This is a genomic window from Streptomyces sp. NBC_00299 (assembly GCF_036173045.1).
GTDB lineage: Bacteria > Actinomycetota > Actinomycetes > Streptomycetales > Streptomycetaceae > Streptomyces > Streptomyces machairae.
In genome coordinates this window covers 4,512,971-4,527,616 of record NZ_CP108039.1, presented here as the reverse complement: position 1 = coordinate 4,527,616, position 14,646 = coordinate 4,512,971, and the positions used below count along the sequence as shown (strand labels likewise).

The 14,646-nt window shown below is 70.5% G+C and carries 18 protein-coding genes; 10 read left to right on the top strand and 8 right to left on the bottom strand.

Annotated elements, in window-relative coordinates:
- Positions 1-52: 52 nt before the first annotated feature.
- Positions 53-805 (bottom strand): SLATT domain-containing protein, encoded by a 753-nt coding sequence (locus OHT51_RS19860; protein WP_328880268.1) that lies wholly within the window; start codon positions 803-805, stop codon positions 53-55.
- 284 nt (positions 806-1,089) lie between these two features.
- On the opposite strand from OHT51_RS19860, the gene OHT51_RS19855 reads away from it, so the two are divergent.
- The 6 genes from OHT51_RS19855 (at position 1,090) to OHT51_RS19830 (ending at position 4,007) form a co-directional block, all read left to right on the top strand.
- On the top strand, positions 1,090-1,434 hold the full coding sequence (locus OHT51_RS19855) for a YbaB/EbfC family nucleoid-associated protein (RefSeq protein ID WP_328425310.1): 345 nt from the start codon (positions 1,090-1,092) through the stop codon (positions 1,432-1,434).
- A 98-nt stretch (positions 1,435-1,532) separates the two neighbouring features.
- Positions 1,533-2,132, top strand: a complete 600-nt coding sequence (recR, locus tag OHT51_RS19850) for a recombination mediator RecR (RefSeq protein ID WP_107904689.1) — start codon at positions 1,533-1,535, stop codon at positions 2,130-2,132.
- The gene (locus tag OHT51_RS19845) at positions 2,125-2,784 is read left to right on the top strand and encodes a DUF5063 domain-containing protein (RefSeq protein WP_328880267.1); all 660 of its coding nucleotides are present in this window, start codon (positions 2,125-2,127) and stop codon (positions 2,782-2,784) included. The genes recR and OHT51_RS19845 overlap by 8 nt, the downstream gene beginning before the upstream one ends.
- Before the next feature lie 53 nt (positions 2,785-2,837).
- Positions 2,838-3,032 carry an SsgA family sporulation/cell division regulator gene (locus tag OHT51_RS19840; protein ID WP_328880266.1) on the top strand — a complete coding sequence of 65 codons (195 nt, stop codon included), beginning with the start codon at positions 2,838-2,840 and terminating at the stop codon, positions 3,030-3,032.
- Between the two features lie 139 nt (positions 3,033-3,171).
- Positions 3,172-3,378 (top strand): hypothetical protein, encoded by a 207-nt coding sequence (locus OHT51_RS19835; RefSeq protein WP_328880265.1) that lies wholly within the window; start codon positions 3,172-3,174, stop codon positions 3,376-3,378.
- A gap of 119 nt (positions 3,379-3,497) precedes the next feature.
- Positions 3,498-4,007, top strand: coding sequence for an SgcJ/EcaC family oxidoreductase (locus OHT51_RS19830; RefSeq protein WP_328880264.1), 510 nt, complete (start codon positions 3,498-3,500; stop codon positions 4,005-4,007).
- On the opposite strand, the gene OHT51_RS19825 is transcribed toward OHT51_RS19830, so the two are convergent.
- The 4 genes from OHT51_RS19825 to OHT51_RS19810 form a co-directional block, all read right to left on the bottom strand.
- Positions 3,973-5,349 (bottom strand): sensor histidine kinase, encoded by a 1,377-nt coding sequence (locus tag OHT51_RS19825; RefSeq protein WP_328880263.1) that lies wholly within the window; start codon positions 5,347-5,349, stop codon positions 3,973-3,975. The genes OHT51_RS19830 and OHT51_RS19825 overlap by 35 nt on opposite strands.
- The gene (locus tag OHT51_RS19820) at positions 5,346-6,053 is read right to left on the bottom strand and encodes a response regulator transcription factor (RefSeq protein WP_328880262.1); all 708 of its coding nucleotides are present in this window, start codon (positions 6,051-6,053) and stop codon (positions 5,346-5,348) included. Before OHT51_RS19820 ends, OHT51_RS19825 begins: the two co-directional genes overlap by 4 nt.
- 80 nt (positions 6,054-6,133) lie before the next feature.
- A complete protein-coding gene (locus OHT51_RS19815) occupies positions 6,134-7,327 on the bottom strand; it encodes a cytochrome P450 (RefSeq protein ID WP_328880261.1) in 1,194 nt (397 codons plus the stop codon).
- A complete protein-coding gene (locus OHT51_RS19810) occupies positions 7,317-8,108 on the bottom strand; it encodes a tRNA-dependent cyclodipeptide synthase (RefSeq protein ID WP_328880260.1) in 792 nt (263 codons plus the stop codon). Before OHT51_RS19810 ends, OHT51_RS19815 begins: the two co-directional genes overlap by 11 nt.
- 278 nt (positions 8,109-8,386) lie before the next feature.
- Between OHT51_RS19810 and OHT51_RS19805 the strand changes: the two genes are divergently transcribed.
- From OHT51_RS19805 to OHT51_RS19790, 4 genes are all read left to right on the top strand, one after another.
- A complete protein-coding gene (locus OHT51_RS19805) occupies positions 8,387-9,664 on the top strand; it encodes an aspartate kinase (protein WP_328880259.1) in 1,278 nt (425 codons plus the stop codon).
- On the top strand, positions 9,661-10,713 hold the full coding sequence (locus OHT51_RS19800) for an aspartate-semialdehyde dehydrogenase (protein WP_328880258.1): 1,053 nt from the start codon (positions 9,661-9,663) through the stop codon (positions 10,711-10,713). Before OHT51_RS19805 ends, OHT51_RS19800 begins: the two co-directional genes overlap by 4 nt.
- A 445-nt stretch (positions 10,714-11,158) precedes the next feature.
- Positions 11,159-11,839 (top strand): SigE family RNA polymerase sigma factor, encoded by a 681-nt coding sequence (locus OHT51_RS19795; protein WP_328880257.1) that lies wholly within the window; start codon positions 11,159-11,161, stop codon positions 11,837-11,839.
- The gene (locus tag OHT51_RS19790; protein ID WP_328880256.1) at positions 11,836-12,975 is read left to right on the top strand and encodes a hypothetical protein; all 1,140 of its coding nucleotides are present in this window, start codon (positions 11,836-11,838) and stop codon (positions 12,973-12,975) included. Before OHT51_RS19795 ends, OHT51_RS19790 begins: the two co-directional genes overlap by 4 nt.
- Before the next feature lie 60 nt (positions 12,976-13,035).
- Here the strand turns inward: OHT51_RS19790 and OHT51_RS19785 are convergent, their stop codons facing one another.
- From OHT51_RS19785 to OHT51_RS19775, 3 genes are all read right to left on the bottom strand, one after another.
- Positions 13,036-13,896 (bottom strand): SURF1 family protein, encoded by an 861-nt coding sequence (locus OHT51_RS19785; RefSeq protein ID WP_328880255.1) that lies wholly within the window; start codon positions 13,894-13,896, stop codon positions 13,036-13,038.
- Between the two features lie 44 nt (positions 13,897-13,940).
- On the bottom strand, positions 13,941-14,315 hold the full coding sequence (locus tag OHT51_RS19780; protein WP_328880254.1) for a nuclear transport factor 2 family protein: 375 nt from the start codon (positions 14,313-14,315) through the stop codon (positions 13,941-13,943).
- Positions 14,316-14,432: 117 nt separating this feature from the next.
- On the bottom strand, positions 14,433-14,612 hold the full coding sequence (locus tag OHT51_RS19775) for a hypothetical protein (RefSeq protein WP_328880253.1): 180 nt from the start codon (positions 14,610-14,612) through the stop codon (positions 14,433-14,435).
- Positions 14,613-14,646 lie beyond the last annotated feature (34 nt).

Below are 14,646 nucleotides of genomic sequence, written 5' to 3'. Positions count from 1 at the left end.
GCGGCCGGGCGGCGTGCCCGCGGCGGCGTTGCGCTGCTCGGTGGGGGTCGCGTCACCGGATCTCCGGGGGACGTTGGCGGGGCATGTTCGGGCGGGTGCCGTTCGCCGGGGCGGCGGGGAAGCGGCCCAAGGCCGTGCCCGTGTCGTGGCGGGTTCCCCCGCCCAGCGCGGACTGGATGCCCAGCGGCGCGGAACCCGTCCGGAACTCCACCATCCAGTCGGACGTCTCCGCACGGACCAGCTCCGTCACGTCCTCGCAGAACCGCCGCAGCACCCCCAGGCACCGCTCGGCAGCCTCACCCGCCGTCCCCTCGGCCGGCCCCAGAACCTCCCGCACGCTCTCCGTCGCCCAGTCGAACTGCAGCGCCTGCAGCCGCCGCTGCACCGCCTGGGCCGTGGCGACGTCCCTTATCCACCCGGACGTCAACCCGAAGAACCGGTCGGCAGCGACGCACGCCACCGCGAGCAGCAGCGCCAGGTACCCCCAGGGAGCCGCCCCGCGCGCCGCCCCCGTCAGATCGAGCAACGGCAACGCGGCCCCCACGACCGCCCCGAACGCCGCCCCGCCCCGCAACGCCCGCGCCCCCCGCCGCTTCCACACCCGGTCCGCCAGATACCACGCGGCCGTGTTCAGCGCCCCCCGCTCCACCCACCGGTACAGCTCGTCCAGCCGCACCGCCGGCTCTCCCCAGTCCCCGAGCGGAAAGGCCCGACCCGTCAGTTCGCCCGGCCGCAGTCCGGCCGCCCCTTCGCCGCCCCGCCCGTCCTGTGGCGACCTGTCGGGCTGCATCTCCGGCTGACCCACCCGGCACTCCCTACTGATCACGGTGTGTGACCGCACGTACGACCCGGGTACGACCACCGCGCCGCACGGAACGTCACGCAACACCTGAGGCTGACGCGCCGGACCCTTCCTACCGCCCAATGGGTGGCGAAGAGATGCCTTTCGCCTCTTTTCCGCCCGGAAGGGGGTCTTGATCAGGTATAGGACTCCAGTTCCTCTCACTCGAAAGAGTGCCGGGGCGACGGCTGCCCGGACCACGTAGGCTCGTGCTGAACGGGAAAGCCGTACAGAGCAAGGAGCTGATCGTGATCCCCGGTGGTGGCCAGCCCAACATGCAGCAGCTGCTCCAGCAGGCCCAGAAGATGCAGCAGGACCTGGCGAGGGCGCAGGAGGAACTGGCGCAGACGGAGGTCGAGGGCCAGGCGGGCGGCGGCCTGGTGAAGGCCACCGTGACGGGCTCCGGCGAACTCCGGGCGCTCAAGATCGACCCGAAGGCGGTGGACCCGGAGGACACCGAGACCCTCGCCGACCTGGTCATCGCGGCCGTACAGGCGGCCAACGAGAACGCTCAGGCGCTCCAGCAGCAGAAGCTCGGCCCGCTGGCCCAGGGCCTGGGCGGCGGCAGCGGCATCCCCGGCCTGCCCTTCTGACACCGCGGGTGTTGTCCGGCTTGCCTTCTAAGACGGGCCGACGCCAACTACCGTACGTACCGTAAGGAACCGCAGGACCCAGGAAGGACGGCAGTCCGTTGTACGAAGGCGTGGTCCAGGACCTCATCGACGAGCTGGGGCGGCTGCCCGGCGTCGGTCCCAAGAGCGCGCAGCGGATCGCCTTCCACATCCTGCAGGCGGAACCGACGGACGTACGGCGCCTCGCGCAGGCCCTGATGGAGGTCAAGGCGAAGGTCCGCTTCTGCGCGATGTGCGGGAACGTCGCGCAGGAAGAGCTGTGCAACATCTGCCGGGACACGCGCCGCGACCCGGCGGTGATCTGCGTGGTCGAGGAGCCGAAGGACGTCGTGGCGATCGAGCGGACCCGCGAGTTCCGCGGCCGTTACCACGTCCTCGGCGGCGCGATCAGTCCGATCGAGGGTGTCGGTCCGGACGACCTGCGGATACGAGAACTTCTCGCGAGGTTGGCCGACGGGACGGTCACGGAGCTGATCCTGGCCACGGACCCGAATCTGGAAGGCGAGGCCACGGCCACGTACCTCGCCCGCATGATCAAGCCCATGGGCCTGAAGGTCACCCGCCTGGCCAGCGGCCTCCCGGTGGGTGGCGACCTGGAATACGCGGACGAGGTCACCCTCGGCCGCGCCTTCGAGGGGAGACGACTCCTAGATGTCTGACGCCACGCTGCACGCGACCGAGCAGAACCCGGACGACTTCGCGGTCCAGATCTCGGACCAGATCGAGAGCTTCCTGGTCGCCGTCACGGAAGTGGCGAAGGGCGACGAGCCGGGCTCGACCGTGCCCTTCCTGCTCCTGGAGGTCTCCCAACTCCTCCTGGCCGGCGGCCGGCTGGGCGCTCACGAGGACATCGTCCCCGAGGAGCGCTACGAGCCCGACCTGGGCCCGGAGCCCGACGTCGACGAACTCCGCGAGAACCTCGCCCGCCTGCTGGACCCGGTGGACGTCTACTCGGAGGTCTTCGACCCCTACGAACCCCGCAGGGCCCCGGTTCCGGCCCGGATCTCCGACGACCTGGCCGACGTCATCACCGACCTGCGCCACGGCATGGCCCACTACCGCGCCGGCCGCACCACCGAGGCATTGTGGTGGTGGCAGTTCTCCTACTTCTCCAACTGGGGCTCGACGGCCTCGGCGACCCTGCGCGCCCTGCACTCGGTCCTCGCCCACGTCCGCCTGGACCAGCCGCTGGCGGAGCTGGACGGCCTGGACACCGACCAGGGCATGGGCGACGAGACCCTGGAGTTCGAGGCCGGCAAGGTGATGGAGCAGGAGATCGTGGAGCCGCTGGGGCTGCGCCCGGCGAAGTAGGTGCTCCGGCGGGCGTGACGCGGGTTACGGAACACGGCTTCTGAACCGGCGTAATGCGTCGGGCCCCCGGGCGGTCTCACAGGCACGCGCAACGGCCGTTCCACTCACCGGTGGGCACGGCCGTGCTCCGGTTCGCCACCTCGGACCTGCACCGCTTCCTCGCCCGCACCTACACCGTGATCCCGCCCGGCGAGGAGACGGTGGGAGCGGAGCTGGACCACGGCCTGGTGGAGCTGTTCGGGGTGTGAGCGCACTCCGGGACGGGGTGTAGCCCGCTACACCTCCCCTTCGGGAGTGCACTCCCTCGTGGCTGACCTCGGCACACGGGATCGTTGATCGCACCAGGTCAACGGCCGTCGAACCGACCCCGCCCCGAAGGAGACCGTCATGAAGGCCCTGCTCTCCTCCCGCCCCGTCCTGTGGTTCCTCTTCCTCTTCAACGCCGTCGTCGCCGCGGCCGCCCCCTTCGTCGTCGATGGCACGCAGGGCGTGATGACCGCCGTCGGCATGGGCGTCGTATCGCTCGGCGCCGGGGGCGAGTTGGCGCGCGGACGTGGGCGCGGGCGCGGTCACAGGAAGGCCGCCGCTGTGTGATCGGGCGGGCGCGCAACGTGAGTTGGAGACGTGTTGTCCGGGGCCTGTACGTCCGCTGCACGGGCCCTAACCGGCGCCGGGCGAGTCTGGAGTCACTTCCACCAGACCCTGGAGATGCGATGACTCGTCGTTCCATCAGCAAGCGCGTAGCCGTTGTCACCGCCACCGCCACCGCAGTCGTAGCCGTCGGCACCGTCGCCGCCGGTGCCGCTGTCGCCGGGCCCGGATGGGGCGACGGGAAGCCCAGCAAGAAGCAGATAGCCGGCCTGTTCGACCAGTGGAACGGGACGCTGCAGACCGGCGACCCGGAGAAGGTCGCGGACCTGTATGCGAGCGACGCGGTCCTGCTGCCCACCGTGTCCAACCAGGTCCGCGCCGACCATGCCGCGATAGTCGACTACTTCGAGCACTTCCTCGCCAACAAGCCCGTCGGCAAGAAGATCGCGACGCACATCAACGTCCTCGACAACAACTCCGTGATCGACGCCGGCACCTACCAGTTCACGCTCACCGACCCCGAGACCGGCGAGAAGAGCGTCGTCAAGGCCCGCTACACATACGCGTACGAGAAGCGCGGCGGTGAGTGGCTCATCGTCAACCACCACTCCTCGAAGATGCCCGAAGGCTGATCCGCACGGACAGCCCGCCCCCGGGGGCGTCGTCCAGGGCCACCGTCCCGCCGTCGTCGGTCACCAGTTGCTTGACGACGGAGAGGCCGAGCCCCGAGCCCGTGCGCCCGGTCAGACCCTTGCCACGCCAGAAGCGGTCGAAGGCACGGGACTTGTCGGTGTCCGGCATGCCCGGGCCCTCGTCGTCCACCGACAGCACCACCTCGTCGCCCCGCGGCTCCACCCGGACCGTGATCGTGCCGCCGTCCGGTGACACCTCCAGGGCGTTCGAGAGCACGTTGTCCAGCACCTGCTCCATGTGACCGGGGCTGGTCAGCACAAGCAGCCGGCCGTCGGCACTCCCCCTGAGCGCGATGGTGACTCCGCGCTCGTCGGCGGCCGGCCTCCACACCGCCAGCCTCTCCTGCACGATGTCCCACAGGGCCAGCGGCTCCGCCGCGGTGACCTTCGCCTCCGCCCGCGCCAGGACCAGCAGGCCGTTCACGAGGCGGCTCATCCGGACGACCTCCGCGGTCGCCTGCTCCACGTCCTCCTTGACGAACTCGTCGTCCACACCGTCCGCGATGTTGTCCAGCGACAGCCGCAACGCCGTGAGAGGGGTTCTGAGCTGATGCGAGGCGTCCGCGACGAAGATGCGCTGCGAGGCGATCAGGGTGTCCAGTCGTTCCGCGCCCTGATTGAGGGTGCGGGCCAGCGTCTGTGTCTCCTGCGGCCCGGTGACGGGCGACCGGGCCGTGAGATCGCCGTCGCTGAACTTGCTCGCCATGTCGTTGAGTTGGCGCAGGGGACGGGTGAGGCGGCGGGCCACCACGACGCCGATCACCGCGGCCACACCCAGGACGAGCACGGCGAGGACCGCGCGAAAGCCCCAGATCTGCCACAGGCGGCTGGTCATCTCGCCGGTCGAGTACTTGATGCGTACGGCGCCGACGACCGGGCCTTTGTCGTGGTCGCCGGCCGTGGCCCCCTCGTGCGCGGGGACGGTGACGACCAGGTGGTCACCCCAGATGAAGTCGGAGCCCCAGTCGACCGAGGACTCGCCCGATCGCAGGGCCCTGGTCAGTGCCGCGTCCGCCGTGGGCCGCGGCAGGCCGGCAGTGCAGCCCGCGGTGGCGGTCACCTGGATCTCGTCCTCGTAGGCGTTGGCCACCTCCTCCAGGGCCTCGCACGCCGCGCTCTCGTCGTTGCCGAGCAGCAGGGCCATGGCGTCGGCCTCGCGCAGGACGGACGCCTTGGTGTCGTCCCGGAGCTGGTCGGTGAGCGTGAACGCCACCGGCACGGTGAACAGGGCGATGGCGACCGCGACGAGCAGGACGTAACTGCGGACGAGCTGACGGATCATGACGCGCCGTCGCCCCCGCCGCTCCCGCCCCCGTCAGCCTTGACGATCTCCAGCCGGAACCCGACCCCCCGCACCGCCTCGATCGTGATCGCCCCCGCCAGCTTCCGCCGCAGCGCCGCCACATGCACGTCCAGCGTCTTCGTCGGGCCGAACCAGTTCGCGTCCCAGACCGCCTCCATGATCTGCTCGCGCGACATCAGCGCCCCGGGCTCCTCGGTGAGGAAGGCCAGCAGGTCGTACTCCTTGGGCGCGAGGGCCACCTCCGTGCCGTCCAGGCGGACCCGGGCGGCCTTGCGGTCGACGGTCAGGCGGGGCCCGTAGTGGTCCGGGCCGGACTCGGCGGACGTGCGCGGCTGGGCGCGCCGCATCACCGCCCTTATCCGTGCGATGACCTCGCGGACCCCGAACGGTTTGGACACGTAGTCGTCCGCGCCGAGCTCCAGCCCGACCACCCGGTCCGTCTCGTCGCTGCGCGCGCTGATCACGATGATGGGCACGTCGCCGCGCCGGCGCAGGGCCTTGCAGACGTCGAGTCCGTCGGTGTCGGGGAGGCCGAGATCGAGGAGTACGACGTCGTAGGGGTCGTCGTGAATCAGCGCCGCGCTGCCCGTGGTGACCCAGGCCACCTCGAAGCCGTACCGCAGGAGTCCTCGCCGGAGCGACTCGGCGACCGGCTCGTCGTCTTCCACCAGGAGTACGCGCACAGGGCGAACCATAGTGGTTGAACTTTAAAGACGTCCGGCCGCCGAGCCCGTGAACAGGCGAGATGCGGGCAAAACAGCCGTTACCACATGATCGGCAGCCGCTCCGGAATCCGCTTCATGAAGCCGGTCCGCCACACCAACTGCTCGATGGGCACCGCCAGGCGCAGGTCCGGCATCCGCTCCAGCAGGGTCTCCAGCGCGATCTCGGCATGTCTGCGGCCGAGGGCGGTGGCGGGGCAGTAGTGCCGGCCGCCGCCGAACGAGAGGTGCGCGGTGCTGTTCTCGCGGGCGAGGTCGACGGCGTACGGGTCGGGGAAGGCGGCCGGGTCGAAGTTGGCTCCCTCGACGAGGACGAGGACCAGCTCGCCCGCCTTCACCCGCACCTCCCCCAGCTGTACGTCCTCGGTCGCGAGCCTCGGCAGGCCGTCGCCGATGGACAGGTTGATGCGCAGGAGTTCGTCCACGGCCGCGGGGATCCTGTCGGGGTGCGCGATCAGCTCGGCCTGGAGCTCCGGGTGCTGGATCAGCGACACCAGCGCCATGGTCAGGAAGCCCGCGGTGGAGATGACGCCCGCGCCGAACATCGTCACCCCGACCGTCGCGAGCATCTCGTCGGTGAGGTGGCCGTATTCGGGGTCCGCGCGCAGGGCGGCGAGTTCGGCCATCAGACCCGTCGTCGCCGGGTCGTCGAGCCGCTCGGCCATGTACGCGATGTCCCGGTCCCAGTTCAGCCGGGCCCCCGCGACCGGGCAGGCCGAGTTCATGAACGCGATGTCCAGACTGCGCATCAGACGGGGCGCGTCCTGCTGCGGGATGCCGAGGATGCGGCAGTGCATGCCCGCCGAGTACGGGTCGGCGAAGCCGCCGCGCAGATCCGCCGGGGCGCCCTCGCGCACCAGCCCGTCGACGAGCTCGGCGGCGTAGGACCGCAGCCACTCGGCGAGGCCGGGGCTCTTCGGGTTGAGCGCCTTCAGTACGGCCTTGCGCAGCCCGGCCCCGGTGATGTTCCCCATGTTGTTGACGACCTCGGGCGGGATCGTCAGCGCGTACTGGCGGGGCACGCCGGGGGCGGAGGTGTCCTTCAGGCTGAACCGCGGGTCTTCGAGCACCTGCCTGCACAGGTCGTACGACGACACGAGCCAGGCCTCGTCGCCGGCGATCGTGCGGACGCGCCGCACGGGCGTGCCGGTGCGCAACTCCTCGACCTCGGCGGGGAGTTGGTCGCCGCGCCAGGAGAACGGGAAGTCGATCGCGGTGAGTGTTTCAGCGGACATCGGTGCCGGTCTCCTCCGGGTCGGTTCCCTCGGCGGGCGTCACGATGGCGTGCCCCTGGTTGCGGGAGGCGCGCAGGCCGGCGCCGCGGGAGTAGAGCAGCTCGGCCATCGGCAGGAGCTGGTGGTAGCAGTTGAGGGAGGAGGGGACGCCGAGGATGGCGGGGGTGTCCAGGAAGAGGGGGGCCTCGGCGCAGACGTAGGCCAGGCAGACCTCGCGCTGGGCGTCGCTCGCGCGTCCCGCCTTGCCGGCCAGGAAGGTGTCGATGAGCTTCTCGCAGGTCGTGCGGAAGTCGTCGTCGGTGGCGAGGCGGCCCTGGAGCCGGTCGTGGATCTCGCGGTACGCCGTGTTGCCGCGGAAGTCTGACATGGCGTGGGCGTACAGGCGGGTGCCGCCGGGGTCGACTGCCTGGACGGCGCCCAGGACCTTGGCCCGCACGCCGCGCAGGTTCTTCACCGCCTTGCGGCGGGCGTCCTCGGGCGGATAGCCGGAGGCGGCGTACATCTCGGCCACGTACAGGTCGGTGTAGACGAAGTCCACCCGCTCGAAGAGCGCGAGGCCCCAGCGGGCCAGGTCGTGGACGCGGGCGGCGGAGAAATAGCTGTTGCCGGGGGAGACGCCGATGACGGCGTGGTCGCCGGCGGTGCGGATGACTTCGCAGTGGGGTGTGAAAGGTTCGATCTTGAAAAGGCCGGCCGGGGAATCCGTTGCCGGGTGATCCGTGGCGGGTGCCGATGCGGCTGGAGTGACGTGCTGGATCTCTGAAGCGGTCGCAGTCGTCAAAGGAGGAGGGTCCTTCGCGTCGCAAGTCCCGATGGAGCCGTGTGCTCCTGGTGTGGCGACGACGACGCGAAGTTAGCCTTTGACTACGGAGAGCGTCAATGCCCTCTTGGCGTCGGCACCCCGCCGGTAGTGACCTGCCCCACTTTCCGGAGTGCCCTGCCCGCGGCCGGGCAGACACCATCCCGGAGCGTCCGAATCTCACCATCTGGGAACCCCAAGGTCGTTTTCGGACGCTCGATAGACTGAGCCGACACACACGGACTGAGCGAGGAGCGCACGTGGGCCTTGTCGTGCAGAAGTACGGAGGCTCCTCCGTAGCCGATGCCGAGGGCATCAAGCGCGTCGCCAAGCGGATCGTGGAAGCCAAGAAGAACGGCCACCAGGTGGTCGCCGTGGTTTCCGCGATGGGCGACACGACGGACGAGCTGATCGATCTCGCCGAGCAGGTATCCCCGATCCCTGCCGGGCGCGAGCTCGACATGCTGCTGACCGCGGGAGAGCGGATCTCCATGGCCCTGCTGGCCATGGCGATCAAAAACCTGGGCCACTCGGCCCAGTCGTTCACCGGCAGCCAGGCAGGTGTCATCACCGACTCGGTCCACAACAAAGCCCGGATCATCGATGTGACACCGGGCCGGATCCGCACCTCGGTGGACGAGGGCAACATCGCCATCGTCGCCGGTTTCCAGGGCGTGAGCCAGGACAAGAAGGACATCACCACGCTCGGGCGTGGCGGGTCGGACACCACCGCGGTCGCGCTGGCAGCCGCGCTCGACGCCGAGGTGTGCGAGATCTACACCGACGTCGACGGCGTGTTCACCGCCGACCCGCGCGTGGTCAAGAAGGCGAAGAAGATCGACTGGATCTCCTTCGAGGACATGCTGGAGCTGGCTGCGTCCGGCTCGAAGGTGCTGCTCCACCGCTGTGTGGAGTACGCCCGCCGGTACAACATCCCGATCCACGTCCGGTCCAGCTTCAGCGGACTTCAGGGCACGTGGGTCAGCAGCGAGCCGATCGAGCAAGGGGACAAGCAGGTGGAGCAGGCCATCATCTCCGGTGTCGCGCACGACACCTCCGAGGCCAAGGTCACGGTCGTCGGTGTGCCGGACAAGCCGGGCGAGGCCGCCGCGATCTTCCGGACGATCTCCGACGCCGAGATCAACATCGACATGATCGTGCAGAACGTGTCCGCCGCCTCCACGGGCCTGACGGACATCTCCTTCACGCTCCCCAAGGCCGAGGGCCGCAAGGCCATCGACGCCCTGGAGAAGAACAAGCACGGCATCGGCTTCGACTCGCTGCGCTACGACGACCAGATCGGCAAGATCTCCCTCGTCGGCGCCGGCATGAAGACCAACCCCGGTGTCACGGCCGACTTCTTCAAGGCGCTGTCCGACGCCGGCGTGAACATCGAGCTGATCTCCACCTCGGAGATCCGTATCTCGGTGGTCACCCGCGCCGACGACGTCAACGAGGCCGTGCGCGCCGTGCACTCGGCCTTCGGGCTCGACTCGGACAGCGACGAGGCCGTGGTCTACGGCGGCACCGGGCGATGACCCGACGACCGACGCTCGCGGTCGTGGGAGCGACCGGGGCCGTGGGCTCGGTCATGCTCCAGATCCTGTCCCAGCGTGCGGACATCTGGGGTGAGATCCGTCTGATCGCCTCGCCGCGCTCGGCCGGCCGCAAGCTGGCCGTGCGCGGCGAGGAGGTCGAGGTGGTGGCGCTCACCGAGGAGGCCTTCGCCGGGGTCGACGTCGCGATGTTCGACGTCCCCGACGAGGTGGCCGCCCGATGGGCGCCGGTCGCCGCCGCCAAGGGCGCGGTGGTGGTGGACAACTCGGGCGCCTTCCGCATGGACCGGGAGGTGCCTCTCGTCGTCCCCGAGGTCAATCCGCACGCGGTCCGGATGCGGCCGCGCGGGATCGTCGCCAACCCCAACTGCACGACCCTCTCCATGATCGTGGCGCTGGGCGCGCTGCACGCGGAGTTCGGGCTGCGCTCCCTGGTGGTGTCCTCGTACCAGGCGGTAAGCGGTGCCGGGCGCGCCGGTGTGGAGACGCTCAGGCAGCAGCTGTCCCTGGTCGCCGGTACGGAACTGGGGACCGCACCCGGTGACGTACGGCGGGCCGTCGGCGACAACACCGGGCCGTTCCCGGAGCCGGTCGCGCTGAACGTCGTGCCGTGGGCCGGGTCGCTGCGCGAGGACGGCTGGTCGTCGGAGGAGATGAAGGTGCGGGACGAGTCCCGCAAGATCCTCGGGCTGCCGCAGCTGCCGGTCGCGGTGACCTGTGTGCGGGTGCCGGTGCTGACCGGGCACTCGCTGACCCTGCACGCCCGCTTCGAGGGCGAGGTCACGGTCGCCAAGGCGCGCGAGATCCTGGCGACGGCACCGGGGGTCGTGCTGTACGACGACCCGGATGCCGGCGAGTTCCCGACACCCGCCGATGTGGTCGGCACGGATCCGACCTGGGTCGGCCGGGTGCGGCGCGCGCTCGACGATCCGACGGCGCTCGAACTCTTCGTCTGCGGAGACAATCTGCGCAAGGGCGCGGCCCTCAACACCGCGCAGATCGCGGAGCTCGTGGCGGCGGAGTTTGCGTGAGGCCCCCGGTGGCGCCGGAAAACCCCTGGGCCTGGGCCGATTCGTTTGTAGGATCTGTGTGAAAAGTGTGAGCTGATCGATGGTCCGGACCACTTGAACCGGGCCCCGGCGGCAGCTGAAGATTTTCCTCCCCGCTCTTGCAACCGCTTGCAGGGCGGGGAGCGTCTTTGCGGTCGCCCTTATGGGGTGTGGAGACGCGTTTTTTTCTGGCGTGGGGACGCCGAATGAGCAGGCGTGGGGACGTTCGCTCATATATAGACATAAGGGAAGAGCGGGTAGGCATGTGGGCGTTTGACGCACGGTCAGTTGTGCTGCCTGGCACGAGACGGTCGGCTGCGGGGTCCGGAGGTTCGGCTGCCGTGTGCGGAGGGCCCCTTGCGGGGACTGACGCAAAAGTGACGTCCGGCACGTACAACCCTCTCGGGGGGACGCGTGTCCAACTGGCGTGGCAGAGGTTCTCGACTTCAGCGCGGCGACCCGCGGTACGGCCCTACGGCCGCCCCGCCGTCCCGTCCGACCCCGCATGGGTACGCCCGGCGGCATGCCGGTGATCGCGCCCATGCCCGCAGCGCGGCCCACCCGCATCCCAGGTCAGCGCGACGGCGCCGAGCTCGCCGAGAACAGCGCGGCGGCCGGCACGACCGTCGACCATCTCACCGAGACCTACCGGGCGCACTACCGCTCGCTGCTGGGCCTCGCGGCGCTCCTCCTCGACGACACCGCCTCCTGCGAGGACGTCGTCCAGGAGGCGTTCATCCGCGTCCACTCCGCGCGCAAGCGGGTGCGTGACCCGGAGAAGACGCTGGCGTATCTGCGCCAGACCGTCGTGAACCTGTCCCGCTCCGCCCTGCGCCGCCGCATACTCGGCCTGAAGCTGCTGTCCAAGCCGATGCCGGACATGGCGAGCGCGGAGGAGGGGGCGTACGACCAGCTCGAACGCGACTCCCTCATCAAGGCGATGAAGGGCCTGCAGCGCCGGCAGCGCGAGGTGCTGGTCCTGCGGTACTTCGCGGACATGACCGAGGCACAGGTCGCCGATACGCTCGGCATCTCGCTGGGCTCGGTGAAGGCGTACGGCTCGCGCGGCATCGCGGCGCTGCGGGTCGCGATGGAGGCGCCGGCATGAGCGAGGACCATGACGGCCGGCGTGACCCGGCAGGGCGGCCGGACAAGCAACAGCCGAAGCAATCGCACGCTGGGAACGGAACTGTGAACCACGGCCCCGACGACCAGAGCCCCGAGGGGTTCGACTCGGACGAGCTGGCACTGCGCCGCATGCTGCACACCGCGGTCGACGAGATCGAGCCGCGCGACGGCACGCTGGACCACCTGCGGCGGGCGGTACCCGCACGGCGGGCGCGCAAGCGGCAGGCGCTCGTCGGCGCGGCGGCCGCGGTGCTCTTCATCGGCACCGCCGTCCCGGCTCTGCTGCACGTCTCCAACTCCACCGGCTCCGACGTCAACCCGTCCGTCGCCGGCCACGGCGAACAGGCGCAGGGCGGAGCAGGGGAGGGCAAGCAGACGGAGGGCGGCGCGGGCACCTCCGGCGGCGCCTCGGGCCGCACCGACGAGGACAAGGGCCAGGGCGGCGAGAAGGAAGACGACAAGGGCACCGGCACCGGTCCCGGCACGGGCTCCGGAAGTCCCGACGACCCCTTGGCGACCAGCACGGCCGGCATAGCCGTGTGCACCCCGGACCAGCTCGGCGCGTCCGGTGCCTCCGCCGACCTGCCCGACTCGTCCGGCACGGTGTACGGCACCTTCCGCTTCAGCAACGTCTCCGGCACCGAGTGCACGGTGAGCGGCCCCGGCACGGTCGGTGTGCTTCCGCAGGGAGCCGCGGACCCGACGAAGGTCACCTCGGCGCGGCACGTCGCCGGTGACGCCGCGGTGGGCCTGCCCGACCCGTCGACGGAGTACGCCTCCCTCGTCCTCAAGGCGGGCGCCTCCTACGAGGTCAAGTTCGCCTGGCTCCCCTCGGCGACCTGCCCCACGACGGGCGACAACAACGGCGGCGGCTCGGGCGGCCCCGACCCCTCGCCGGACCCGACCCCCACCGAGGACCCCCCCGGTACGACCGAGGGCACGTCCACGGGCGGCGACACCGGCACCTCCACGCAGCTGCTGACGGAGGACACGACGGCCGACGGCAGCGTCGCGGTCACCAACACGCCGGAGGCCGGAGCCCCGAGTCCCACGGTCACGGTGTCCAACGCCTGCGCGGGCACGGTGTACTGGACGGGCCTGCTGCCGGGTGCGTAGGGCACGGGCGGCAGCGCTGCTGTCCCCGGCCGGCCGGGCGTTGTCGCGCCCGGCGTGCGTCTAGGCGTTCGCCTTCTCCTGCGCCGGGCCCTCGTTCGGCTCCCCGGCACCGGCCCGGTTCCCTTCGTCCACGGCGGTCTCCGCGTCCCCGTCGGTCTCGCCGTCCGGGATCAGGCCCAGTTCCGCGTCCCGTGCGAACTCCGCCTCGCGGCGCAGCAGACGGAACCACATGAAGACCACGAAGCCCGCGAAGACGAACCACTCGCCGGTGTAGCCGAGGTTCTGGAACGCCTTCAGGTCGAGCCCGGTGTCGTTGGGGGCGGCCACCGGGACCGGCTTCATACCGGAGTCGGCCTTGTTGAGGGTGACCCAGGCGTCGTAGACGTCGTCCGGCACCAGGTTCACCAGCGACGCCGCGCTGATCGCCCCGGTCTGGCCGGACGGCAGGCCGCCCTGCGCGGGCACGCCGTTCTCGCCGGGCACCTCGGACGCCTGGAGCGCGCCGGTGACCGTGACCTCGCCGGACGGTGCTGCGGGGATCGCGGCGCGATCGGCGTCGCCCGGCCGCCAGCCCCGTACCACCGGCAGGGTCCTGCCGTCGTCGGTGTGCAGCAGCGTCAGGACGTAATAGCCCTGCTTGCCGTCCAGCTGGCGGTCGGGCACGAGCAGCTGCTTGCCGTACCGGCCGCTCGCGGTGGCCTGCTTGCCCACCGTCGCCTTGTCCACGGGCAGCAGCTCGGCGAGCGGACGCGCCGCCTCCTGCTTGTTCTCCGCGGCCTGCTGCCCTGCGCTGCGGTGGTCCTCGACGCGTGTCTCGAACCGGCTCAGCTGCCAGGACCCCATGAACACGCAGAAGGGGATGGCGAGCAGCACGAAGACGTTGATCCCCCACCAACGGGGCGTCAGCAGAAACCGGTACACGCCCTCAAAGGTACGGGGCTCCGGCGAAGGGCCGGGCCGCGGGGTCAGTACCGCTCGACGAGGTGCTCCCGGCCCGCCGGCGGCTCATACGGCTCCGGCCAGAAGTCCGTGACCGTGGATATGCGACCGCTCCCGTCCCCCGTGAAGAACGAGATGCCGTACATCTGCTCCAGCCCCACCGTGAAGTGGGTCCAGGTCACGACCTGTTCCGGCTCGGCGACGACGCGCTCGACACGCAGCCGCCAGTCCCCCGGGTACTCCCGGTTGAACTGCACATACCGCTCCCGCCCGCCGATGCGCTCGCGGGTCTGCGGCAGCGTGTACACGACGTCCTCGGCGAGGGTCTCGGCGAACGCGTCCCACTCCCGGGCCGCGGCGGTGGCCCAGAACCTCTCGACTGTCCTGCGCAGATCGGTCATGGAACGGAGTCTGCACCCCGCCACTGACAATGGCCCTGACCTGCGCGAACGCCCGGTGATCGAGCGATCAGTCCTGCGGTCGGGCCGGTCAGTCCTCGCGGGCCCGCAGCGAGTGCATCAGCGGAACCCGCGGCCGGCCCATGGGGAACCGTCATGGGAACCGGAAGCAGCCGTCGCGCTCCTCGAAGGACTCGAACCGGCGAGGACGTGGAAGGCTCCGGCGGCGTGCAGCGGGACGCGTTCGTCCCACATGGCGCGGTTGGCCTCGTTCCACTCCGGGGGGATCGCGGAGTGCATGGTCGCGAAGTTATCCACAGGCTGGGGGCCTCGC

What these genes read in the sequence shown, in the direction of transcription:
- OHT51_RS19835 (WP_328880265.1), top strand. Translation starts at nt 3,172, where the DNA reads ATGAAGGCCCTGCTCTCCTCCCGCCCCGTCCTGTGGTTCCTCTTCCTC.
- OHT51_RS19775 (WP_328880253.1), bottom strand. Translation starts at nt 14,612, where the DNA reads ATGCACTCCGCGATCCCCCCGGAGTGGAACGAGGCCAACCGCGCCATG.
- OHT51_RS19790 (WP_328880256.1), top strand. Translation starts at nt 11,836, where the DNA reads ATGAGCGAGGACCATGACGGCCGGCGTGACCCGGCAGGGCGGCCGGAC.
- OHT51_RS19830 (WP_328880264.1), top strand. Translation starts at nt 3,498, where the DNA reads ATGACTCGTCGTTCCATCAGCAAGCGCGTAGCCGTTGTCACCGCCACC.
- OHT51_RS19845 (WP_328880267.1), top strand. Translation starts at nt 2,125, where the DNA reads ATGTCTGACGCCACGCTGCACGCGACCGAGCAGAACCCGGACGACTTC.
- OHT51_RS19815 (WP_328880261.1), bottom strand. Translation starts at nt 7,327, where the DNA reads ATGTCCGCTGAAACACTCACCGCGATCGACTTCCCGTTCTCCTGGCGC.
- OHT51_RS19840 (WP_328880266.1), top strand. Translation starts at nt 2,838, where the DNA reads ATGCGTCGGGCCCCCGGGCGGTCTCACAGGCACGCGCAACGGCCGTTC.
- OHT51_RS19825 (WP_328880263.1), bottom strand. Translation starts at nt 5,349, where the DNA reads ATGATCCGTCAGCTCGTCCGCAGTTACGTCCTGCTCGTCGCGGTCGCC.
- OHT51_RS19780 (WP_328880254.1), bottom strand. Translation starts at nt 14,315, where the DNA reads ATGACCGATCTGCGCAGGACAGTCGAGAGGTTCTGGGCCACCGCCGCG.
- OHT51_RS19800 (WP_328880258.1), top strand. Translation starts at nt 9,661, where the DNA reads ATGACCCGACGACCGACGCTCGCGGTCGTGGGAGCGACCGGGGCCGTG.